Here is a 22330-nt window from a genome sequence, read left to right as displayed (position 1 = left end):
TCCGAAACTCCAATCGGTGAGTGCATTGGAGCCCTACTGTTTAATCACCACCTGGAGCACCGGGGAAGTGTTGGAGGTTGACATATCGAATGTGATGCGCGGGCCTGCAAGTAGGGCGTCTACGGTCGCAGCGCGTTCGCGTGGTGGCTGAAGTGGTCGGCCAGAAAGCTGGCAATGAAGTAGTAGCTGTGGTCGTAGCCTGGGTGGCGCCGCAACGTCAGCGGATGGCGGGCGTGCTGGCAGGCAGCTTCGAGTAATTCAAGGCGCAACTGGGTGGCGAGGAATTCGTCGTCCTCACCCTGGTCCACGAGCAGGGGCAGCCGCTCCGGCGCGTTGGCGATCAGTGCGACCGTGTCCCAGGCCTGCCAGCTGCTGCGGTCTTCGCCCAGATAGGCGGTCAGTGCTTTCTGCCCCCAGGGCACCTGGCTGGGCGCCACGATGGGGGAGAAGGCCGAGACGCTGCGGTAGCGACCCGGGTGACGCAGCGCCGTCACCATCGCGCCATGTCCGCCCATCGAGTGGCCCAGAATGCCGCGGGCATCGGTCGCGGGAAAGTGCGACTCGATCAGCCCGGGTAGCTCCTCGGCCACATAGTCCTGCATCCTGAAATGCGGCGCCCATGGGGTCTGCGTGGCATTGACGTAGAAGCCTGCGCCCTGGCCCAGGTCGTAGGCCGGGTCGTTGGCGACCGCTTCGCCGCGCGGGCTGGTGTCGGGTGCGATGACGATCAGTTGGTGGCGCGCGGCGTGTTCCTGCGCTCCGGCCTTGGTGATGAAGTTCTGCTCGGTGCAGGTGAGGCCCGAGAGCCAGTACAGCACCGGGCAGGGCTGGCCTGCGAGCGCGGCCGGCGGCAGATAGACCGCAAACCGCATCTCGCAGCCCAGAGTTGCTGAGGCGTGCTGCCACACCTCCTGACGCCCGCCGAAGCTGGCGTGATGTTCGATGCGTTCCATGGCGGCGTTCATCCGTAGTGGACTACGGAGCGGATCGACTTGCCCTCGTGCATCAGGTCAAAGGCCTCGTTGATGTCGGTCAGCGGCATGGTGTGGGAGACGAAGGGCTCGAGCTGAATGCGGCCAGCCATCGCGTCCTCGACCATGCCGGGCAGTTGCGTGCGGCCCTTGACGCCGCCAAAGGCAGAGCCCATCCACTTGCGGCCGGTCACGAGTTGAAACGGACGGGTGGAAATTTCCTGTCCCGCGCCTGCCACGCCGATGATGACGGACTGACCCCAGCCGCGGTGCGCGCACTCCAGGGCAGCGCGCATTACGTTGACGTTGCCGATGCATTCGAAGCTGTGGTCCACGCCCCAACCCGTCATCTCGATGATGACCTGCTGGATCGGCTTGTCATGGTCCTTGGGATTGACGCAATCGGTGGCGCCGAAAACGCGCGCCAGATCGAACTTGGTCGGGTTGGTGTCGATGGCGATGATGCGCCCGGCCTTGGCCAGCTTGGCGCCCTGGATCACGGCCAGGCCAATGCCGCCCATGCCGAACACGGCGACCGTGTCACCCTCTTGCACCTTGGCGGTGTTCTTGACCGCGCCCAGGCCTGTGGTCACGCCGCAGCCCAGCAGGCAGACCTGCTCCGGGTTGGCGTCGGGGTTGATCTTGGCCAGCGAGACTTCGGCCACCACGGTGTACTCGCTGAAGGTCGAGCAGCCCATGTAGTGGTAGATGGGCTGACCCTGGTAGGAAAAGCGCGTGGTGCCGTCGGGCATCACGCCCTTCCCTTGGGTGGCACGCACGGCCACGCACAGGTTGGTTTTGCCGCTCTTGCAGAACAGGCACTCGCCACACTCGGCGGTGTAGAGCGGGATCACATGATCGCCAGGCTTGACGCTGGTGACGCCTTCACCCACTTCCACCACGATGCCTGCGCCTTCATGTCCGAGCACGGCCGGGAAGATGCCTTCGGGGTCGTCGCCCGAGAGCGTGAAGGCGTCGGTGTGACAGACGCCGGTGTGCGTGATCTTGACCAGCACTTCGCCCTTTTGGGGTGGTGCCACGTCGATTTCAACGATTTGCAGGGGTTCTCCAGCCTTGAAGGCAACGGCGGCACGGGATTTCATGAATGGACTCCGAAAAGGGCAGGGTTGAGGAAAGTGAAATGGAAATGGCCACGAATGCAAGGCGGTGTCTCTCACTTCAGGTAGGAGCGAACCAGGCGCATGAGCTGCTCGATTTCGGACTCCATCCCGGGTTTTGCATCCTGGGCTGTGCCAAAGGTCTCTCGCAGGTGGCTGTCGAGCACCTCGGCCATCAGCCCGTTGGCCGCGCCCCGCAGAGCTGCCAGTTGCTGCAGCAGCGATCCGCAGTCAGTGCCGGCCTCTACGGCGCGTTCCATCGCCTCGGCCTGTCCACGGATGCGGCGCAGCCTGGTGATGACGCGTTTCTTTTCCTGAAGGGAATGGGGCATGGCAACGGATTGTATTTTGTACTGGGGGGTAGTATATCAACAAGCTCATTAAAATGCTACTTTAGGCACGAGCCAGGCATGCATGGCTGCTCAGAGGCCTGGCCGGAGACAAAAGTGCGGGTTCCCTGTTGTGCTCAAGCTGTAACAATGGTGTCTGGACTGCTGTTTGATCGAAAAAGCCTGTTGTTCATTCAGTGCGGTCTTGTCATCAAAGACTTTGAGAAATTAGCATGGACATTGAAAAAGATATTGCAATGATCGCCCTTCAAGAGGAACGACTACGTTTCACAGCGTTTGACGAGAACACGGCTTGGACGTTGGGATCACTCCTGAGAACCAAGGTAAAAGAGCGGGGAGCTGCGGTGGTTATCGAGATCCGCCTGGGCCGTGAAACGGTGTTTTTCTCCGCCATGCAGGGAACTGCTCCCGTCAATGCGGACTGGGCGAGGCGCAAACGCAACACAGTGGAGCTCCTCAACCGAAGTTCATACGCGATTGGCCTGGCACTGCGTCAGGAGCAAAGCTCACTGGAGAGCAAGATGGGCTTGCCTACGCGTGACTTTGCCAGTCATGGCGGCAGTTTTCCGATTTCCGTTGCGAGTGTGGGCTGCATTGGTACTGTCACGGTCTCAGGTCTTCCCCAACGAGAAGATCACGCTATCGTGGTGCATGCACTGGCGGAGATGTGTGGTGTGCCGATTGTTGCCATCGCATTGGATTAATTCGTGGCGGAATTTGCCCTATGGATAGCGGTCATTAGCGGCCGGCAGCAACTCGTCGTCAACAGACACCGAAAACTGAAAGCCCCTCAGAAATTTCCTGTGTGAGGCATAACGCCGCTGACTTCATGCAATTCACAGGTCAGTCAGCCCACCGCTGCGCAGCACCTGGGCCGCGACCGCGTGCCACAGCACCTGGGCCTGCGGCACCACCAGCGTCAGCTGTTCCTTGGCCCGCGTCATGCCGGTGTAAAGCAGCTCGCGCGTTAGCACCGCCACCGGCCGGTCGGGCAGCACCAGGGCGACATGGTCAAACTCCGAGCCCTGCGACTTGTGCACGGTCATGGCAAATACGGTTTCTACCGCGTCCAGCCTGGCGGGCAGCACCCAGCGCATGCCGCCTTGGCCGTCCGGGAAGGCCACGCGCAGTCCCCTGGTGTGATTCAGGCACAGGCCGACGTCGCCGTTCATCAGTTTGAGGTTGTAGTCGTTGCGCGTCACCATCACCGGGCGGCCGGTGTACCAGCCCTCGGCGGGCAGGCCCATGCTGCTGGCGATGCGTTGGTTCAGGCTGTCCACACCCCAGGGGCCGTCGCGCACCGCGCACAGCACCTGAAAGTTGGCAAACGCCTTGAGTGCGGCCAGCGCCTGTGCGTCGCTGCACGCGCTGGATTTGACGTTTTCAAGTTGTTGCAGCCAGGCTTGCCAGCCCTGCTGCACCAGCGCTTTCAGGCGCGGGTCATGCGCCTGGCCGGGTTGCAGCCGGGTGACGCTGGCTGACGCGTCACGGCGCCAGTCAGGGGCTTGGCGCCACAGCCTGGCGACCCCGGCGCTGTCACCCGCATTCACCGCGCGCGCCCATTGGCCGATGCCACTGTCGTCGGCAAAGCGGTGGCTCAGGCGCAGCATCACAGTTTGCTGCGCCAGGCTTGAGCCGTCACCGGCCCAGGCGCTCAGGTCGGCCCCGGTGGTTTGTGCCAGCCAGGCCAGCGTGTCAGGGGTGTAGCGGCCCAGGTCGGCACCGGCACAGAGTTGGCCCATCACGGCGCCCGCTTCGACTGAGGCCAGTTGGTCCTTGTCGCCCAGCAGGATCAGGCTGGCGCTCAAGGGCACGGCGGCCAGCAGCCGGGCCATCATGTCGAGGTCGATCATCGAGGCTTCGTCCACCACCACCAGGTCCACGGCCAGCTCGGGCACGGCGTCCTGCGCCAGGTTGCTGCGCACTTGCAGCAATTTGTGCAGGGTGACGGCCTGGGTCGGGATGTGTTGGCGCAGCGGCTCGGGCAGCTTTTGCACCGCTGAAGCAATCGATTCGCCCAGCCGCGCGGCCGCCTTGCCGGTGGGGGCCGCCAGCGCGATGCGCAAGGGCGAGTGCTGGCGCGCCGGGTCGGCTTGCAGCAGGGTTAGCAGGCGCACCACGGTGGTGGTTTTGCCGGTGCCGGGGCCACCGGTGATGAGCGTGAAGCGTTTGCGCGCGGCCAGCGCGCAAGCCACCTTTTGCCAATCCGGGGCGGCAGTTTGAGTGCCTTCCTCGAACAGCTGCGACAGTGTCGCGCTCAGGTTTTCGGGGACGGGGCAGGGCTGCGCAAGACGGGCGGCAATCGAGGCGCGGATGCTTTGCTCAGCGCTCCAGTTGCGGCGCAGATAAAGCCTTGCACCGTCCAGCACCAGCGGGCTGTTGGGGCCTTTAATCCAGGGCAGGCTGGCCGCGCTCTGGCGCAATTCAGGCGCCAGCGTGCTCAGGTCCAGACAGGCGTGGCCCAGGCCGAACTGCTGGCTGACCCGGGCCGCCAGTTCGCCGTGCAGCGGCTCCAAGCTGGGCTGCACTGCTTGCAGAAATGCCACCAGGGCCCGGTCCAGTCCGGTCAGTGCCAGGGTGTCGTTTTCAGCCAATGAGGCGCTCATGGGGCAGCCTCCAAAGGTTCGGCGCGCGCGGGGCGGGCGGAGAACGCCGCGTCAAGTGCTTCGATCAGGGCTTTGGGCGGCCGGTCCAAATACAGCCCGGCGCCGGATTGGTCAATGCCGCGCAAAAACAGGTACAGCGCACCGCCCACATGCCGGTCGTAGTCGTAGTCGGCCAGGCGTGATTTGAGCAAGCGGTGCAGCGCCAGCAAATACAGGGTGTACTGTACGTCGTAGCGGTGCGCCAGCATGGCCTGCTGCAGCTGCGCCGGCTCGTAGCCCGGCAGCTTGTTGGACTTGTAGTCGAGCACGTAGTAGCGTCCTTCAAATTCCAGTACCAGGTCCATGAAGCCGGTGAGCATGCCCTCCAGTTGCCGGGGCTGCATGGCTTGGCGCGGCTGGCCGACTTGCACATGTGCAGCGATCAGGTGGTCAAGCCGGGCGCTGTCCAGGGCGCTGACCTTCAGGCTGAAAGCCATCTCGGCCCAGTGTTGTACAGGTTTCAAGCTGGCCAACACCAGCCTGGATGACCCTGTCAGCGGCAACGGTGTGTTGACGATGGCGGGCACCCAAGCGGCCAGCACATCGCACTCGGTCGCATCGAGCTTGAGTCCCTGCGCCTTGCGGGCCAGCAGCTTTTGCCACTCAAAGGCCACAGCTGCGGGCGGGTTGTTTTGCGCTGCGGGCCAGCCCTGTTGCGCCTGCCATTCCAGCAGGTCATGCAGCAGGGTGCCGTAGTGGCTGCCGGCAGGGAAGGCATTGAACGGCGGGGACAGCAGGTCGGGCTGATCGTCCTGGCATGGATTGCCGCGCTCTGCTCGCGATGACGGGGGCAGGGCGCTGTCGATCCGGGCATCGCCCAGGCGTTCGTCCAGCGCGGACCCGGGGTTTGGCGCCGGGTTGGCGGTCTCCACATCACGCGTGAGCGCGCTGAAGCTGGCGCTCCACCAGCGGCTGCGCAACTGGCGCCGGGGTGTGAGCGCCGGTTTCCAGATTTTGGCGGGGGCCTGCGGCGTGTACGCGCTGTCGTCGGGTACGGGTGCGTTTTGCACCACGATGTGTTCGGACGCCCACGCCCTGAGGCACTGCGCCAGGTCGTCACTGGTCTGGCGGCCCAGCAGCGCCGACACCGCACTTTTGACTTTGGGGCTCTTGCCGTCCATGTCGCCCCGGGTCGGGGTGATGCCCAGCCACACCGCTTGCTCGGCACGGGTCAGCGCCACATACAGCAGGCGGATGTCTTCGGCCAGCCGCTGCGGCTCGTCTTCAGCCTTGTCAGCCGGCCGGTAGTTGGCCACAAAAGGCAGGAACACCAGCGGGTATTGCAGCCCCTTGGCCTTGTGCAGGGTGATGACCTGCACCAGATCGGCGTCGCTTTCAAGGCGCAATTGCGCGGTGTCGCCGCTCGCTTGCGGGTCGCGCAACTGGTCTTCAAGGTAACGCAGCAGCGCGCCTTCGCCCTGCAAACCCAGACTGGCGCTTTGCAGCAAATCGCCCAGATGCAGCAGGTTGGTCAGTTGGCGTTCGCCCTGCGTGCTGGCAGCGTCGCCCTGCTTGAGCAGCCGCGCCGGAATGGACTGCTCGTGCAGCAGATGGTGCAGCATCGGCAGAAAGCCCTGGCGCTGCCAGATTTTTTGCCAGCCATGAAAACGTTCGCTGATCTCGTCCCAGGCCACTTCATCCTGAAACAGGTTTTCAAGATCGTTCCAGGGCAGTCCCCAGAGCGCGGTCGCCAGCGCGGCCCGGATGTATTGGGCATCACGCGGCTGGGCCACGGCCCGCAAGATGCGCCACAGGTCGGTGGCCTGCGGCGTGGCAAAGACGCTGTCGCGCTCGGACAAATACACGCTGCGCACGCCACGGTTTGACAGGGCGGCGCGAATGGCGCGCGCCTCCACCCAGTTCTTCACCAGCACCGCCATGGCGCCGGGTCGGGTGGCACCCGCATTGAGCAAGCCGACCATTTGGGTGGCAAAGACCTCGGCCAGTTGGCGCAACAGCACCGGCTTGCGCGGCATTCTGGCGTGCTGCAGCTGCCAGACGGTCATGGCGGGCTGGGTCAGGCCCGCCACCTGCAGCGGCGGCACCTGGTCATTGCAGGCGGTTACGATCTCATAAGGCACGTCGCCAAAAGGTTTGACCGCGTGGGCAAACACATGGTTCACTGCCGCCACCAGGCCCGCGGTCGAGCGGAAGTTGCCTGACAGGGTGTGAATGGCCTGGGCTTGCTGGCGGGCGCCCAGGTAGGTCGCCAGGTCGGCGCCGCGAAAGCTGTAAATGGCCTGTTTGGGATCGCCAATCATGATCAGGCCGGTGGCGTGGGGCGAGCCGTCAGAGGCGCCATAAATCTTGCTCAAGGCACCATACTGCCAGGGGTCGGTGTCCTGAAACTCGTCGACCAGCGCCACCGGAAACTGCTGACGAATGGCCTCAGCCAGGCGGCCGTCGGGTGCCTGCAGCGCGTGGTACAGGTTTTGCAACAGGTCGGAAAAGTCGAACTGCGCCAGGCGGGCCTTGGCTCGGGCGTAGGCTGCGCCCACCTCATGCGCGGCGTGGGCCAGCAACTGCTCGGCCACTTCGGGCTCGGCGGCAAGATGCTCGCTGAGGGCCTCGATGTGGGCAAAGGCGCTGTGTTGCGCGGCGTCAGCCCAGCCCTTGTCGAGCAATGTCTGCCGTGAAAACCGTTGCAGTAGCGTGATGGCAGCGCCCTGCGCTTTTTTGTCGAGTTGGCTGAACGCGCCGCCTTGGCCCCATTCGGCCAACTTGCCTGGCCAATCGGCCCGATAGGCCTTGAGTTTTTTGGCAGCAATGGTGTCACGGAGCAACGCAATCACGTCGTCAGTACAAGCAGCGTGCGCCAGTTTGTCCAGTTCCTGGCATTGGGTGTGCCAGAGCTCCCAGGCCTGGATGATGACATCGGGCGTTAGGAGCCAGGGCGGCAGAGCGTTCTGCGCAGGTAAAAGGAGGAGCCCGCAGGGCGGGGGACACGCAGCAGAACGCTCTGCCGCCCTGGCTCCCAGCTCCGGCGCGGTGGCTGGCTGCGGCGCCTTGTCCTCTTTCGCCCAGAGTGGTCCCAGTTGGTCCAGCAGATCCTGTGGGCTGCTGGCCACTGCCTGCAAGGCGCCGATCTGATCGGCCGACAGCGGGTAAAACCACTTGCGCCAATAGTCCTGCACGGCAGTCAACTTGAGCTGCGCGCTGTCCTCGACCCGGCTTTGCTGGAACAGGCTGGCGCTGTCGAAGGCGTGGGTTTTGAGCATCCGGCTGCTCCAGCCGTGGATGGTAAAAATCGCGGCTTCGTCCATCCACTGGGCGGCCACGTCCAGCCGCTCGGCGCAGGCCGGCCGTTGTCCGGCATCGGTCTCGGCGTACAGCGCGCGCAGGAAATCATCGACCTCAAAACCGGGCTGCTCGCCGTCATGAAAGTAGCGTGCCGCCTGCGCCAGGCGCGCGCGGATGCGCCCGCGCAGCTCGGCCGTGGCGGCGTCGGTGAAGGTCATGACCAGGATTTGCGGCGGGTACAAGCCCCGGTCGGTGTTGCTGCCACCGGGCGCATGGCCCAGCACCAGGCGCACATACAGCGCCGCCAGCGTCCAGGTCTTGCCGGTGCCGGCCGAGGCCTCGATCACCTGCAGGCCTTTAAGCGGCAGGGTCAGCGGATCGAGCTTTTGGACGGCGCTCATGTGTTCCCGCCATCGCTGGGGGTCAGTTGAATGTGGCGGGCCATGTCACCGTACAGGCGCTCGGCCCAGTCGGGCAACTCGGCCTCGATCTCGTCATAGCTCTCGAAGGCACGCGCCAGGTAGGCCGACTCGGCGCGTTCACCCGCGCGGCGCGCGCCCTCGAAGACGGCCTGGGCCGCCTCATGCGGGTCTTTGGGCTCCTTGTCGGGATCGGTGGCAGCCTGCCGGGCCGCCTGCGCCTGGGCTTGCAGGTAGGCCCAGGCAGATTTGCAGGCCACCGGCAGCGGGCGCTCCCATGCCGCCAGGTAGGCCGTGACCAGCCCCTGCAATAGGCGCAGGGCGTCGGCCTGGGGCAGGGGGGCAAAGATGACCTGGCCGTCCAGCCCCAGTTGCACGCTGGTCAGCGGCATGGCGCTGGCGCAGGCCGCCAGATGCTGCAGCCACAGGCCGACCACCACATGGGCGCGTGCCGTGCGCGCTTCTTTTTCGCCTTCCAGCACGGCGCCGACGCGCTGGTTCATTTGCAGCCAGCCGCCTTCCCCGTGGTAAAGCCCCTCCAGCGTGCCGGTGAGGCTGATGCCACCCACCTGCAGCTCAATCGATTGCGCTGGCAGAGGCTCGGGATACCGCAGCGTCCACTCGCCTTGCCGGTCCAGCACCACTTGCGTTTTGGCCTGCAATTCAGTGGCCAGGCGCTGGCCAAAGGCGGCCATCGGCAGTTGGCCTGACAGCCTCATGTGTTCAAGGGCCTGGGGCAGCTCAGTCGCGTCGAGCAGCGCCTGGCCCGCCTGGTACTGTTCCAGGCCATTGAGCGCGAAGGGCTCCTCGGTTTGCTCCAGCTCTTCCAACGTGTCAAGCCGAACTCTCAGGCGCGATTTGAAGAACACCTCGACCGGCTGGCGCAGCAGTTGTCGCAAGTCGGCCAGCGTCAATGCGCTGGGGGCGGTCAGGGCAGGGGGGCCGGCCTGCGGCGCCTGGGGCGCGGGCTGTTCATGCACCCGTGCCCAGTCCCTGGCGTAACTCTCAAACGGCGAATCCTGCAAGAAGTAGGCTTCAGAGAACGCCTGCAGCGGTTGCTGCTGCGGCTTGGGCGCACCCTGCCAGCCCATCTGCAGGTAGTCCAGCAGTTGCGCCACCAGCACCGAGGGCGGTTGTTCGCTGTTGTCGGTGGCGCGGTGGCCCTGCCAGCTGATGTAGAGCTTTTGCCGCGCCGACAAAATGGCCTCCAGAAACAGGTAGCGGTCGTCCTCGCGACGCGAGCGGTCACCCGCGCGCCAGCTCTGCGCCATCAGGTCGAAGTCACGCGGGGCTTGTTGGCGCGGGTAGTCGCCGTCGTTCATGCCCAGCAGGCAGATCACCTGGAACGGGATCGAACGCATCGGCATCAAGGTGCCAAACTGCACACCACCGCCAAAAAAGCGCTGCTGCAAACTGCTTTCTTCGATCTGCGACAGCCAATGCTCGCGCACCACGTCCAGCGGCAGCGGGGTCTCCAGCTGCGCCGCGTCGCAGGCTTGCTGCCACACCTCCAGCGGCGCCAGGCAACGCTGGATGAGCCGCTCATCAAGGTCATCAGCGGCGGCAAAAAAGCGCGCGACGATGCCGGACAGAGTCAAGCCCCATTGGCTGGGCGTTTGGCTGCCAGACAGTTCCTGCAGGGTCTGGTTGACGGCCTCCACCCAGTCGAGCAGGGCGCTGATCACGCTGGCATCGAGCCCGTTCAGGGCCGCCTGCGGCAAGGTGTTACCCCAGGGTGCACCGGCACCCACGGCGTAACCCAGCAGCAGGCGCCGCAGGCCAAAAGCCCAGCTGTTCTGGTCCAGGCCAGGCACCCCCGGCGGCACACCCCAGGCCATGCGGTGGTGGGCGTCCAGGCCCCAGCGCACGCCGGCCTGGGCCAGCCAGTCGTGCAATTGCGCCACATCGGCTTCATCCAGGCCAAAACGCTGGCGCACTGCCGCCACTTCAAACAGACCCAGCCAGTCGGCCAGCGACACCCTGGCGTTTGGCAGTGACAGCAGCTGCTCCAGCGCCTGCACCAGCGGCGACTGGCGCGGCGTGGTGTCCGCCACCGAATACGGAATATGCCGCACCTGTCCGGCGGCAAAGCGGCCAAACACCGCCTGAATGTGGGGTGCAAAGGCTGCCATGTCGGGCACCATCACCATCACATCGCGCGGGCTCAAAGCCGGGTCGGCGTCGAACCAGGCCAGCAGCCGGTCATGCAGCACCTCGACTTCGCGCTGTGCGCCATGGCAGGTCACCAGGCGGATGCTGTCGTCGTCCGGCGGTACCTTGCGTTTGGCGTCAAGCGCGTTGTGGGCTGGCTCAAGGTTCAGGATGCCCGACTGCAACTGGTTCAACAGCGTCGGGGTGTCCAACCCGGCGGCGGGGTCGACAAACACATCGACCCGGTGCATGCGCTGGCGGTACTGCGCCACGTTGTCAAAGTCATCCAGCAAATGCAGGTGATCGCGACCCTGTTTGCCCCACGAGGCCAGCAGCGGATGGCTGTCGCTGGCCACCGGCCGGGCGGCTTGGCGGTGGCGCAGTTGGGCGCGCAACTGGTCATGGCCGGCCACGATGTCACCCCAGTAGTACTGACACGGGTTTTGCACCAGCATCAGCACCTGGCAGACCTGGCCCAATTGCGCCAGCGCCTCGACGGTTTGCATCGGCAGTGACGAGATGCCAAACACCACCAGGCGTGGCGGCAAGCCCGCCGGGCGCTGACCGGTGGTCTGGCTTTGCGCCAGCTGCGCCTGGAGTGCGGCCATGAAGCGGGCATGCACGCTGGCGCGCGAGGCATCGGCCAGCCCGGGCCCGACATCGGCGCGCAGGTCGCGCCACAACCGGGCTTGCCAGGCGTGGGCGTCTGCCAGCACGCCGGGCTGGCCATCATGGCCGCGCAGCACGTCGTCGCCAGCCGCCCAGTCCGCCAGCCAGTCGGCGCGGTAGCTCTGGTAGGCATCGAAGACGTCGGCCACCTGCAGCGCCAATTGGTACAGCTTGCGGCCGTCGGCATCGAGCGCCAAGTAGCGCTGCAGCGGCGCATAAACCGGCTGGCTGTCGGCCAGCACGGGCAACAGGCGAACCAGTCGCCAGACCAGATGGCTTTTGTCAAAGGGCATGTGCGCGGGCACGGTCTCCGCGCCCAGCACGCTGCGGTAGACCTGCCACAGGTAGCCGCTGGGCAGTTCCAGTCGGGTGGCGGCGCAAATGCCCAGGGCCGCGTCGTCGGCCAGCGCCATTTCCAGCCAGTGCTTCATGCCGTTGCTTTGCACCAGAATCACCTCGGGAACCAACGGTGGCAGCGGCTGGGCGCGCAGGAATTCGCTGAGCAGGTCGCGCAGGTCTTCCAGCCGATTGCCGTGCAAGACCATGAAGCCGGACTTGAAAACGGGGGCGGTCACCTCAGTCATGTTTGCGTTCATACCGAAGCGCCGCTGCGTGATAGCGCGCCCGCGATGGTTCGGGCCAGCACGGGCCCGAAGTGCTCGATTTCTGCCAGCGGCGCATAGCCATAACCAATGATCAGGCCGCGCAGCCGGGTCTGCTGGAGGCAATAGCTGGAGAGCGGGCGCACGGTCAGACCGAGTTTGCCCAGCTGCTGTGCCAGCGCCTTGTCGTCGAGCGTGTCGGGCAGGCGCAGGCACAGGTGTAGCCCTTGCTCGGCGCCGGTGATCTGGGCCAGCGGCCCCAGGCAGGGTTGCAGCGCGGCCAGCAGGCTGGCGCGGCGCTGGGCGTAACTTTGGCGCGCGCGGCGCAGGGCGCTGGCGAAATGCCCCATGTCGATGAATTCGGCCAGCGCGGCCTGCACCGGCATCTGGCCGGGGCGGTTCAGGTCGTAGTGGGCGCGCTTGAAGGCGGCGGCCAGTCCTTTGGGCACCACCATGTAGCCGAGCTTGAGCCCGGGGTAGAGCACCTTGGAAAACGAACCCAGGTAGATCACGCGCTGGTCGGTGTCGAGCCCGGCGAGTGAGGAAATCGGCGGGCCGCTGAAACGGAATTCGCTGTCGTAATCGTCTTCCAGGATCCAGGCCCGGTGCTGGCGCGCCAGCGACAGGATCTGGTGGCGCCGTGGCAAGGACATCACGGCCCCGGTGGGGTATTGGTGCGAGGGCGTCACGTAAATCAGGCGCGGCGGCTCGGCATCATCAGCGGGCTGGGGCGCAATGCCCTGCTCGTCCACCGGCACCGCGTGCAGCTTCAGGCCGGTGGCCATGAAGGCCTTGACGGCGCCCCAGTAGGCCGGGTCTTCGAGCCAGACGGCATCACCCTGGTTGGCCAGCAACTGGGCGCACAGCACCAGCGACTCCTGGGTGCCGCTGGTGATGATGACCTGTTCCAGGTCGAGCGGCACGCTGCGAAACACCCGCAGGTAGTCGGCCACCGCGCGGCGCAGCGGGGCGTAGCCGCCTGAACTGCTGTAGTCGAGCATGTCGGGGTAGGTCATGCGCCAGTGCTTGTTTTGCAGGCGTTGCCACAAGCCCACCGGAAACGCGCTGAAATCGGCAATGCCCGGTGTGAACGGCTGGATCTCGAGGTCGGTGGCGCAAAAGCTGCCGCTCAATGCCAGACCGCGCGTCGACAGGGTGGCCTGCCCGCTGGGTGCACCCCGGTGCGGCGGGGCGGGCAGTCGGGGCACGTTGTCGCTGACGAAGGTGCCACTGCCAATGTGGCTGACCAGGTAGCCTTCCACGGTGAGCTGATTGATGGCCGCGACCACTGTGTTGCGCGACAACTGCAGGTCTTGCGTCAGGTCGCGGCTTGAGGGCAGGCGTTCGCCGGCGGCCAGTTTGCCATCCAGAATGGCTCGCCGCAGCGCCTCGTACAGCTGGCGGTGCAGCGGCAGCTTGGCGGGCGGGTTCAGCCGGGCAATTTCAGTCAGTAGCAGTTCCGAGAGCATAAGGAGGCAGAAGTGGCACCCTGTGGCAGGTTTAAATGGCTCTGATTGTGAACCAATTTCGCACGCACAATGGTTCCTGATGCAAGGTGCAAAATAGGCGATCAGTATCATCCTGGAGCAAACATGAATGCCAAGAAATCAATGAACTTCAATGATCTGGAGCAATGGCTCAACGAGCGACGTGTGACCGAGGTGGAGTGCCTGGTGCCCGACCTGACCGGCGTGGCCCGCGGCAAGATTTTGCCGCGCGTCAAGTTCACCGAAGACCGTGGCATGCGCCTGCCGCAGTCGGTGGTGGCCATGGGCGTCACTGGCGAATTCCCCGAGAGTGGCCCGTATTACGACGTCATCGACCCCACCGACAAAGACATGCAGTTGCGCCCGGACCCGTCCACCGTGCGCATCGTGCCCTGGGCCAGCGACCCCACCGCACAGGTCATCCACGACTGTTTTGACCACAAGGGCAACCTGGTGCCGTTCGCGCCGCGCAGCGTGTTGCGCCGGGTCTGCGACCTGTTTGCCGCCGAGGGCCTCAAACCCATCGTGGCGCCCGAGCTGGAGTTTTACCTGACCGCCCGCAACACCGACCCCAACACCCTGTTGCGCCCGCCGATTGGTCGCAGCGGCCGCAGCGAGACCTCGCGCCAGGCCTACAGCATCGATGCGGTCAACGAGTTCGACCCGTTGTTTGAAGAAATTTACGATTTTTCAGACAAGATGGAACTCAATGTGGACACGCTGATCCATGAAATCGGCGCCGGCCAGATGGAGATCAACTTCTTTCATTCCGAGCCGCTGGGCCTGGCTGATGAGGTCTTCTTTTTCAAACGCACCGTGCGTGAATCGGCCTTGCGCCACGACATGTACGCCACCTTCATGGCCAAGCCGATTGCCGGCGAACCCGGCAGCGCCATGCATGTGCACCAGAGCATTCTGGATGTCACCACTGGCAAGAACATCTTCAGCAACGAGGACGGCACGCCGTCCGAGGCCTTCATGCACTACATCGGCGGCCTGCAGCGCTACATTCCGGCGGCCATGGTGCTGGTGGCGCCGTACGTGAACAGCTACCGGCGCCTGTCGCGCAATACCGCCGCGCCGATCAACATCGAATGGGGTTATGACAACCGCACCGTGGGCATTCGCTCGCCCATTTCATCGCCGGAAGCGCGACGGGTCGAGAACCGCGTGATTGGCGCCGATGCCAACCCTTACGTGGCCCTGGCCATGACCATGGCCTGCGGCTACCTCGGGCTCAAGAACAAGATCAAGCCCAAGGCCGAAATGAAGGGCGATGCCTACCTGTCACCCTACGCGCTGCCGCGCAGCCTGGGCGAAGCGCTGGACTGGCTGCGCCGCGAGTCGGATTTGCACGAGGTGCTGGGCAAGGAATTCATTACCGTGTACTCGGAAATCAAGGAGCTTGAGTTCGACGAGTTCATGAAAGTGATTTCGCCCTGGGAGCGCGAGCACCTGCTGTTGCATGTTTAACGCATCGTTTGTTTAGCTATTCATCGTTGACTCAAGGATCGCCACCATGACCGCTTTGACACCTTCCCAAGCACTGTCCACCCATGAAATCCAGGCCATGGACAGTGCGCATTTCATCCACCCGTTCACCGACCACGGTGACCTGGCGACGCGGGGTGCGCGCGTGATTGTCAAGTCCGAAGGCATCTACGTCTGGGACTCTGAAGGCGAGAAACTGCTCGATGCCATGAGCGGCCTTTGGTGTGTCAATGTCGGCTACGGGCGCAAAGCACTGGCGCAAGCCGCCTTTGACCAGATGATGACGCTGCCGTTCTACAACAGCTTTTTCCAGACCACGAACGTGCCGGCGGTCAAGCTGGCCACGCGTCTGGCCGCGCTGGCGCCCAAGGTGGGTGACCGCACGTTCGAGCATGTGTTCTATTCCAGCAGCGGCTCCGAGAGCAACGACTCCAACGTGCGCATGGTGCGCCGCTACTGGGACCTGCTGGGGCAGCCGCAGCGCAAGGTCATCATCAGCCGCAAAAATGCCTACCACGGCAGCACCATGGCCGGGGCCTCACTGGGTGGCATGAGCGGCATGCACGCGCAGGGCGATCTGCCCATTCCCAACATCACACACATTGAGCAGCCGTATTTTTTCGAGAACGGTCTGCCGGGTGAGAGTGCCGACGCATTCGGCGTGCGCGCCGCCGGTTGGCTGGAAGAAAAAATTCTGGCCCTCGGTGCCGACAAGGTGGCCGCCTTCATTGCCGAGCCGATCCAGGGCGCCGGCGGTGTCATCATTCCGCCGGCCAGTTACTGGCCCGAAATCCAGCGCATCGTCGACAAATACGGCATTTTGTTGATCAGCGACGAGGTCATTTGCGCCTTTGGCCGCCTTGGCCACTGGTTTGCCTACGAAAAATTTGGCTACAAGCCTGATTTGGTGACCTTTGCCAAGGCGGTCACCAGTGGCTACATCCCGCTGGGCGGCGTCATGGTGGGCAATCGCGTGGCCCAAGTCTTGATCGAGCAGGGCGGTGAATTCAACCACGGCTACACCTACAGCGGCCACCCGGTGGCCTGTGCCGTGGCGCTGGCCAACCTCGACATCATGGAAGCCGAACAGCTGCCGCAGCGCGTCCGGGACGACACCGGCCCCTACCTGGCCCAGTGCTTCGAAGCCATCGCCGAACACCCGCTGGTGGGCGTGGCCGAAACCTGCGGCCTGACGGCAGGCCTGGTGCTGGTCAAAAACAAACGCACCCGCGAGCGTTTTGCTGAAGACCTGTCGGTTGGCATGATGTGCCGGCGCCATTGTTTCCAGAACGGCCTGGTCATGCGCGCCGTGGGCGACCGCATGATCATTGCACCACCGTTGACCATGACCCATGCCGACATCGACGAGATGATGCGCCTGATCAGGCAGGCCCTGGACCTGACGCAACAGGAATTGACCCAAAAAGGGCTGATTTAGGCGCCTGCGCCAAAAAATTGGCTGGTCTGGTTTTTGCTAGACTTAAACTCGCGTTTCCCTTCACCATTTTTCTCTTACTCTCGGAGTGTTTTCATGATGAAAAAATACCTTTGGTCGTTTGCGCTGTCCGCCATTGTTCTGGCCGGCTGTGGCAAGAAAGAAGAGCCGGTTGCGGTCGCTCCGGCACCGGTGGTCAGTGCCCCCGCAGCCGCGCCCGTCAACACCGAAGAAAAAGTACTCAACATCTACAACTGGGCCGATTACATCCCCGAGGGCATGATTGCCACGTTCGAGAAAGAAACCGGGATCAAGGTAAATTACGACACTTTCGAGACCAACGAGGCCTTGCACGCCAAGCTGGTGGCGGGCAATTCGGGTTATGACATCGTGGTGCCGGGTTCGGTCTTTGCCAAGCCGCAAATTGAAGGCGGCCTGTTGCAGGCGCTGGACAAGTCCAAGATTCCCAACCTGAGCAATCTTGACGCCCCGATCATGGCCACCCTGGCAGCCAAGACCGACCCCGCCAACAAACACCTGGTGCCTTGGGCCTGGGGCTTCACCACCGTGGGCATCAACAAGACCAAAGTGGCCAAGGCACTCGGCAAGACACCCATGCCGGAAAACGCCTGGGACCTGGTGTTCAAGCCCGAATACACCAGCAAGCTCAAATCCTGCGGTATTGCCTACCTGGATTCACCGACCGAGATCATTCCCGTGGCTCTGCATTACATCGGCAAGGACGCTTATTCCAATGATCCGGCGGACTATAAGCTGGCCACCGACATGCTGGCCAAGGTGCGCAAGGATGTTCGTATTTTCAGTTCGACCATGATCGACGACATCGCCGGCGGCAAGGCTTGCGTGGCCATTGGCTGGTCGGGTGACATCAACATTGCCGCGGCGCGCGCTGTCGAGAACAAATCCAAGGACGAGATCGAGTCGCTGCTGCCCAGCACCGGCGCGCTCATCTTCTTTGACACCATGGCCATCACCAAGGATGCCAAGCACCCCAACAATGCCCACGCCTTCATTGACTTCTACCTGCGTGCCGAAAACGCGGCACTCATGAGCAACGAAATGAACTACCCCACCGCCAACAAGGCCGGTGTGCCGATGGTCAAACCGGAAATTGCCGGCAACAAGACCATCTTTGTCGAGGCCGATTATTTCGCCAAGATGATTCCGCCCAGCAGCTTCAGCAACGAAGCCCGTGAAGCCATGGCCAACGCTTACAACAGCTTCAAAAAAGGCAAGTAAATCTGACCTGGACCGAGCCGCAGGGCTGTTTGTACGTTGGGTATGAACAGCCCTTTTTTTTGAAAAGTGTGATGTGCTGAACCAAAGGCTTGACCATGGCTGATGCGGGTACCAAAAAAGACTATCTTGTGACCGAGAAGCTGGTCAAGCGTTTTGACGAGTCGCTGGCGGTCGATGAAGTCAACCTGTCCATCAATCAGGGCGAAATCTTTGCCTTGCTGGGCAGCTCGGGTTGCGGTAAGTCCACCCTGCTGCGCATGCTCGCGGGGTTCGAGACCCCCACGTCCGGACGCATTTTGTTGGGCGGCCAGGACGTGGCCAAGCTGGCACCCTACGAGCGCCCGTTCAACATGATGTTTCAGTCTTACGCGCTGTTTCCGCATCTGGACATCTGGGAGAACATTGCCTTTGGCCTCAAGCGCGAGGGCTTGCCCAAGAACGACATCAAGCAACGCGTGGGTGAAATGCTCGACCTGGTGCAGTTGGGCGCCTATGCCAAACGCAAACCCCACCAGTTGTCGGGTGGACAACAGCAGCGCGTGGCGTTGGCGCGCAGCCTGGCCAAGAAGCCCAAGGTGCTGCTGCTGGATGAGCCGCTGGGCGCGCTCGACAAAAAGCTGCGCGAGCAAACCCAGTTCGAACTCGTCAACATCATTGAAAAAGTGGGCGTGACCTGCGTCATGGTGACCCACGACCAGGAAGAAGCCATGACCATGGCGGGTCGTATTGCGGTCATGAGCAAGGGCAGGGTGCTGCAGGTAGGCTCGCCCGAAGAGGTCTACGAACACCCGGCCAACCGTTTTGTGGCCGACTTCATCGGCAACGTGAACCTGTTTGACGGCAAGCTCAGCGTCGACCAGCCCGACCGTTGCGCGGTGCAAACGGCCATCGGTGAAATTCATGTGGGCCATGGCGTCAGCGGTGCGCTGCACATGCCGGTGTCGATTGCGGTGCGCCCCGAAAAAATCGAGATCAGCAAGGAGCGCCCCGACTTCGCGCACAACTTGTTCGCGGGCAAAGTCAAGGAGATTGCCTACTTTGGGTCCTACAACTCCTTCATCGTTCAGGCCTCTGACGGCACCCGGGTCAAGATCACCGAGGCCAACACCTCGCGCCATGACCTCAGCAACATCACCTGGGAAGACGACGTGTTTTTCTGGTGGAGCGACGTGGCCGGCATTGTGCTGCGCGACTAAAGGAACGTCATGGCCATCCAGAGTATGACGATGCCCGGCAAACGCTTTGTGATTGGCGTGCCGTTTGTCTGGCTGATCCTGTTTTTCCTGTTCCCGTTTTTGATCCTGCTGTACATCAGCTTTGTCGACATGGGCAACGACATCTCGCCGTTCAAGCCGATCTGGGATTCCAGCACCGGCCTGCTCAAGCTCAAGTACGAAAACTACGGCTCCATCTTTCGCAGCGGCGATGACGGGGCACTGTTCCAGACCATCTACATCGAAGCCTATCTGCGCTCGCTCTGGTATGCGCTGTGCACGGCGCTGCTTTGCCTGCTGATCGGCTACCCGTTTTCGTATTTCATCGCCCGCGCCAAACCCAGCGTGCGCCCGGCCTTGCTGATGATGGTGATGCTGCCGTTCTGGACCTCCTTTCTGTTGCGCGTCTATGCCTGGAAGGGCATCCTGGCCGACCAGGGGGTGCTGAACCAGATCTTCCTGGGGCTGGGCCTCATCAGCGAGCCCATCCAGATGCTGTACACCGACATCTCGATGTTGGTGGGCATGACCTATGTGTACCTGCCCTTCATGGTGCTGCCGCTCTATGCCAACCTGGTCAAGATGGACTTCCGGCTGCTGGAGGCGGCCTACGACCTCGGCGCCTCACCCTTCAAGTCGTTCTGGCTGGTCACCGTGCCGCTGTCCAAGGCCGGCATCATCGCCGGCTTCATGCTGGTGTTCATTCCGTCGGTGGGCGAGTTCGTCATCCCGTCGCTGCTCGGCGGCCCCGAAAACATCATGATCGGCCGCGTGGTCTGGGACGAAATGTTCAGCAGCAACAACTGGCCGCGCGCCACGGCGCTGGCGGTGGTCATGATCGGCCTCATCGTGGTGCCGCTGGCCATTTATTACCACTACACGGGTGATGCACCCGAGGCCAAAGCCTGAGGCCCGCCCATGAAGCAATTCCTGAGTCGTCATTTCGGCAAGCTTTGGATGGGGCTGACCTACCTGTTCCTGTACCTGCCGTTGTGCTTCATGATCGTGTTTTCCTTCAACAGCACGCGCCAGGATGCGGTATTCACCGGCTTTTCGCTGCGCTGGTACGAAGCGCTCACGCGTGACACCAAGATCGTCGACGGTTTCTGGCTCTCGCTCAAGATCGCCACGGCCGCGGGCCTGGCCTCGGCCGTGCTGGCCACCTTTGCCGCCTTTGTGCTGGTGCGCTACCGCCGCTTTCCCGGGCGCACGCTGTTCTCGGGCATGGTCAATGCGCCACTGGTGATGCCCGAAGTGGTGATCGGCCTGTCGTTGTTGCTGCTCATGGTGGGGGTGCAAAACGCTTTTGGCTGGCCGCAACGCGGCATGCTGACCATTGTGCTGGGGCACACCCTGCTCGGCATGGCCTACGGCATGGTCGTGATCCAGTCGCGTTTGCTGGAAATGGACCGCGCCATCGAAGAGGCCGCCATGGACCTTGGCGCCAAGCCCTTTCAGGTGTTCTTCCTGATCACCATGCCCAACATCTTGCCGGCCATTTTTGCCGCCTACCTGCTGGCCTTCACGCTCTCGTTCGACGACGTCGTGATTGCCGAATTTTTGTCAGGCCCAGGTGTCAACACCCTGCCGCAAGTTATCTTCGGCTATGCGCGGCGCGGCATCAATCCGACCATTTACGCGGCGGCCACTCTCTTGATTGTGTCCGTCACGCTGGTGGTCATTGGCTACAGCGTCTGGGTGGCACGCCAGACGCGGCGCCGCGAGCGCGAGATCGCGGCGGCCACACGCGCCGAGCTGGCCGCGCTGCAGGCAGGCTAAATTCATCTCTTTATCTTCGAGGCTTAAACATGCTTGGACAAGTCTATGACGGTCGCGCGTTGATCAACGGCGCACGCGTTCACGCCCGGAGCGGCCAAACCTTCGACTGCATTTCGCCCGTCGACGGTCGCCTGCTCACCACCGTGGCGCGTTGCGGCCAGGCCGATGTCGATGCGGCGGTGGCGGCCGGGCGGGCCGCCTTTGAAGACCGGCGCTGGTGCGGCATGGCCCCGGCTGCGCGCAAGCGCGTCATGATCAAATTTGCCGATCAGTTGCTGGTCCACGCCGATGAACTCGCCCTGATGGAAACACTCGACATGGGCAAACCCATCCGATACGCCCGCAATGTCGATGTCAACAGTGCGGCCAATTGTCTGCGTTGGTACGGCGAGGCAGTGGACAAGATTTACGACGAGATTGCGCCCACCGCCAGCACTGCGCTGGCGCTGATCCAGCGCGAGCCGATGGGCGTGGTCGGTGTCATCGTGCCCTGGAATTACCCCATGATCATGGCCGCCTGGAAGATCGCCCCGGCGCTGGCCGCCGGCAACTCGGTGGTGCTCAAGCCCAGTGAAAAATCGCCTTTGACAGCGCTGCGCCTGGCCGAACTGGCGCTGGAAGCCGGCCTGCCGCCCGGCGTGCTCAATGTGGTGCCAGGCTACGGCCTCGAGGCGGGTTCGCCGCTGGCGCTGCACATGGATGTTGATTGCATTGCCTTCACCGGCTCCACGCGCGTGGGCAAGCAAATCCATGTGATGGCCGGGCAAAGCAACCTCAAGCGCGCCTGGACCGAACTGGGTGGCAAGTCGCCCAACATCGTCTTTGCCGATTGCCCGGACCTGGACAAAGCGGTTGAAGCCGCGGTCGGCAACATCTTCTTCAACCAGGGCGAAAGCTGCAACGCGCCGTCCAGGCTTTTTGTCGAGGCCGGCATTCGCGAGCAGTTCCTGGAAAAGGCGCTGGCGCTCGTGCCCGGCTACATGCCCGCCAATCCGCTGGCGCCTGACACCGTCATGGGCGCCATCGTCGACCAGACCCAAATGGACTCGGTGCTGCGCTACATTGAACTGGGCAAGCAGGAGGGCGCCGCCCTGCTGGCAGGCGGTGAGCAGGCGCTGCTGGACACCGGCGGCTGCTATGTGCAGCCCACCATCTTTGCTGGTGTGACCCCCGATATGACCATTGCCCGCGAAGAAATCTTTGGTCCGGTGCTCTCGGTGCTGTCTTTCACCGACACCGCGGAGGTGGTGCGCCAGGCCAACCAGAGCATCTACGGCCTGCAGGCGGCGGTGTGGACGCGCGACATCAACAAGGCGCATGGCGTGGCGCGCGCGCTCAAGGCCGGCACAGTGCATGTCAACCAATATGACGAAGACGACATCACCGTGCCCTTTGGCGGCTACAAACAAAGCGGGGTAGGGCGCGACAAGTCGCTGCACGCGTTTGACAAATACACCGAGACCAAGACCACCTGGATCCGCATCGACAGTCCGGTCTGA

Annotated in this window: 15 protein-coding genes; 8 read left to right on the top strand and 7 right to left on the bottom strand. The window is 63.3% G+C overall.

What is annotated here, in order from left to right; translation table 11 throughout:
- Positions 1 to 119: 119 nt before the first annotated feature.
- The 3 genes from fghA to Q7U49_RS05260 all read right to left on the bottom strand — a co-directional run bounded on the left by fghA (position 120) and on the right by Q7U49_RS05260 (position 2421).
- Positions 120 to 953 carry an S-formylglutathione hydrolase gene (gene fghA / locus Q7U49_RS05270; protein ID WP_304762834.1) on the bottom strand — a complete coding sequence of 278 codons (834 nt, stop codon included), beginning with the start codon at positions 951 to 953 and terminating at the stop codon, positions 120 to 122.
- Between the two features lie 8 nt (positions 954 to 961).
- A complete protein-coding gene (locus Q7U49_RS05265) occupies positions 962 to 2074 on the bottom strand; it encodes an S-(hydroxymethyl)glutathione dehydrogenase/class III alcohol dehydrogenase (RefSeq protein ID WP_304762833.1) in 1113 nt (370 codons plus the stop codon).
- Positions 2075 to 2145: 71 nt separating this feature from the next.
- Positions 2146 to 2421, bottom strand: coding sequence for a metal/formaldehyde-sensitive transcriptional repressor (locus tag Q7U49_RS05260; RefSeq protein ID WP_304762831.1), 276 nt, complete (start codon positions 2419 to 2421; stop codon positions 2146 to 2148).
- Between the two features lie 230 nt (positions 2422 to 2651).
- Between Q7U49_RS05260 and Q7U49_RS05255 the strand changes: the two genes are divergently transcribed.
- Complete coding sequence (locus Q7U49_RS05255) at positions 2652 to 3143, top strand: heme-degrading domain-containing protein (RefSeq protein WP_304762829.1); 492 nt, start codon at positions 2652 to 2654, stop codon at positions 3141 to 3143.
- A gap of 132 nt (positions 3144 to 3275) precedes the next feature.
- On the opposite strand, the gene recD is transcribed toward Q7U49_RS05255, so the two are convergent.
- Genes recD through Q7U49_RS05235 form a run of 4 tightly spaced genes read right to left on the bottom strand, consistent with a single transcriptional unit; the run spans position 3276 to position 13634 of the window.
- Positions 3276 to 5045 carry an exodeoxyribonuclease V subunit alpha gene (gene recD / locus Q7U49_RS05250; protein WP_304762827.1) on the bottom strand — a complete coding sequence of 590 codons (1770 nt, stop codon included), beginning with the start codon at positions 5043 to 5045 and terminating at the stop codon, positions 3276 to 3278.
- Positions 5042 to 8725, bottom strand: coding sequence for an exodeoxyribonuclease V subunit beta (recB, locus tag Q7U49_RS05245; protein WP_304762826.1), 3684 nt, complete (start codon positions 8723 to 8725; stop codon positions 5042 to 5044). Before recB ends, recD begins: the two co-directional genes overlap by 4 nt.
- Positions 8722 to 12147 carry an exodeoxyribonuclease V subunit gamma gene (recC, locus tag Q7U49_RS05240; RefSeq protein WP_304762824.1) on the bottom strand — a complete coding sequence of 1142 codons (3426 nt, stop codon included), beginning with the start codon at positions 12145 to 12147 and terminating at the stop codon, positions 8722 to 8724. The genes recB and recC overlap by 4 nt, the downstream gene beginning before the upstream one ends.
- Positions 12148 to 12155: 8 nt before the next feature.
- Positions 12156 to 13634: a PLP-dependent aminotransferase family protein gene (locus Q7U49_RS05235; protein ID WP_304762822.1), complete on the bottom strand. Its 1479-nt coding sequence runs from the start codon at positions 13632 to 13634 to the stop codon at positions 12156 to 12158.
- 123 nt (positions 13635 to 13757) lie between these two features.
- Between Q7U49_RS05235 and Q7U49_RS05230 the strand changes: the two genes are divergently transcribed.
- The 7 genes from Q7U49_RS05230 (at position 13758) to Q7U49_RS05200 (ending at position 22330) form a co-directional block, all read left to right on the top strand.
- Entirely contained in the window at positions 13758 to 15125 is a 1368-nt protein-coding gene (locus tag Q7U49_RS05230) for a glutamine synthetase family protein (protein ID WP_304762820.1), read from the top strand.
- A gap of 46 nt (positions 15126 to 15171) precedes the next feature.
- On the top strand, positions 15172 to 16581 hold the full coding sequence (locus tag Q7U49_RS05225; RefSeq protein WP_304762818.1) for an aspartate aminotransferase family protein: 1410 nt from the start codon (positions 15172 to 15174) through the stop codon (positions 16579 to 16581).
- A 93-nt stretch (positions 16582 to 16674) separates the two neighbouring features.
- The gene (locus Q7U49_RS05220) at positions 16675 to 17838 is read left to right on the top strand and encodes an extracellular solute-binding protein (RefSeq protein WP_370653963.1); all 1164 of its coding nucleotides are present in this window, start codon (positions 16675 to 16677) and stop codon (positions 17836 to 17838) included.
- A gap of 95 nt (positions 17839 to 17933) precedes the next feature.
- Positions 17934 to 19034, top strand: a complete 1101-nt coding sequence (locus Q7U49_RS05215) for an ABC transporter ATP-binding protein (RefSeq protein ID WP_304762816.1) — start codon at positions 17934 to 17936, stop codon at positions 19032 to 19034.
- 9 nt (positions 19035 to 19043) lie between these two features.
- Positions 19044 to 19961, top strand: a complete 918-nt coding sequence (locus tag Q7U49_RS05210; protein WP_304762814.1) for an ABC transporter permease — start codon at positions 19044 to 19046, stop codon at positions 19959 to 19961.
- A 9-nt stretch (positions 19962 to 19970) separates the two neighbouring features.
- Positions 19971 to 20831: an ABC transporter permease gene (locus Q7U49_RS05205; protein WP_304762812.1), complete on the top strand. Its 861-nt coding sequence runs from the start codon at positions 19971 to 19973 to the stop codon at positions 20829 to 20831.
- Between the two features lie 29 nt (positions 20832 to 20860).
- Positions 20861 to 22330, top strand: a complete 1470-nt coding sequence (locus tag Q7U49_RS05200; RefSeq protein ID WP_304762810.1) for an aldehyde dehydrogenase — start codon at positions 20861 to 20863, stop codon at positions 22328 to 22330.

The sequence above is a fragment of the Rhodoferax sp. genome, from assembly GCF_030653815.1.
GTDB lineage: Bacteria > Pseudomonadota > Gammaproteobacteria > Burkholderiales > Burkholderiaceae_C > Rhodoferax.
The sequence above is the reverse complement of the archived record's forward strand: the minus strand, read 5'-3'. Positions and strand labels throughout refer to the sequence as shown.

Bases quoted from the DNA above. Each gene is read 5' to 3' on its own strand.
- fghA (WP_304762834.1), bottom strand. From the start codon at position 953: ATGGAACGCATCGAACATCACGCCAGCTTCGGCGGGCGTCAGGAGGTG.
- Q7U49_RS05265 (WP_304762833.1), bottom strand. From the start codon at position 2,074: ATGAAATCCCGTGCCGCCGTTGCCTTCAAGGCTGGAGAACCCCTGCAA.
- Q7U49_RS05260 (WP_304762831.1), bottom strand. From the start codon at position 2,421: ATGCCCCATTCCCTTCAGGAAAAGAAACGCGTCATCACCAGGCTGCGC.
- Q7U49_RS05255 (WP_304762829.1), top strand. From the start codon at position 2,652: ATGGACATTGAAAAAGATATTGCAATGATCGCCCTTCAAGAGGAACGA.
- recD (WP_304762827.1), bottom strand. From the start codon at position 5,045: ATGAGCGCCTCATTGGCTGAAAACGACACCCTGGCACTGACCGGACTG.
- recB (WP_304762826.1), bottom strand. From the start codon at position 8,725: ATGAGCGCCGTCCAAAAGCTCGATCCGCTGACCCTGCCGCTTAAAGGC.
- recC (WP_304762824.1), bottom strand. From the start codon at position 12,147: ATGACTGAGGTGACCGCCCCCGTTTTCAAGTCCGGCTTCATGGTCTTG.
- Q7U49_RS05235 (WP_304762822.1), bottom strand. From the start codon at position 13,634: ATGCTCTCGGAACTGCTACTGACTGAAATTGCCCGGCTGAACCCGCCC.
- Q7U49_RS05230 (WP_304762820.1), top strand. From the start codon at position 13,758: ATGAATGCCAAGAAATCAATGAACTTCAATGATCTGGAGCAATGGCTC.
- Q7U49_RS05225 (WP_304762818.1), top strand. From the start codon at position 15,172: ATGACCGCTTTGACACCTTCCCAAGCACTGTCCACCCATGAAATCCAG.
- Q7U49_RS05220 (WP_370653963.1), top strand. From the start codon at position 16,675: ATGATGAAAAAATACCTTTGGTCGTTTGCGCTGTCCGCCATTGTTCTG.
- Q7U49_RS05215 (WP_304762816.1), top strand. From the start codon at position 17,934: ATGGCTGATGCGGGTACCAAAAAAGACTATCTTGTGACCGAGAAGCTG.
- Q7U49_RS05210 (WP_304762814.1), top strand. From the start codon at position 19,044: ATGGCCATCCAGAGTATGACGATGCCCGGCAAACGCTTTGTGATTGGC.
- Q7U49_RS05205 (WP_304762812.1), top strand. From the start codon at position 19,971: ATGAAGCAATTCCTGAGTCGTCATTTCGGCAAGCTTTGGATGGGGCTG.
- Q7U49_RS05200 (WP_304762810.1), top strand. From the start codon at position 20,861: ATGCTTGGACAAGTCTATGACGGTCGCGCGTTGATCAACGGCGCACGC.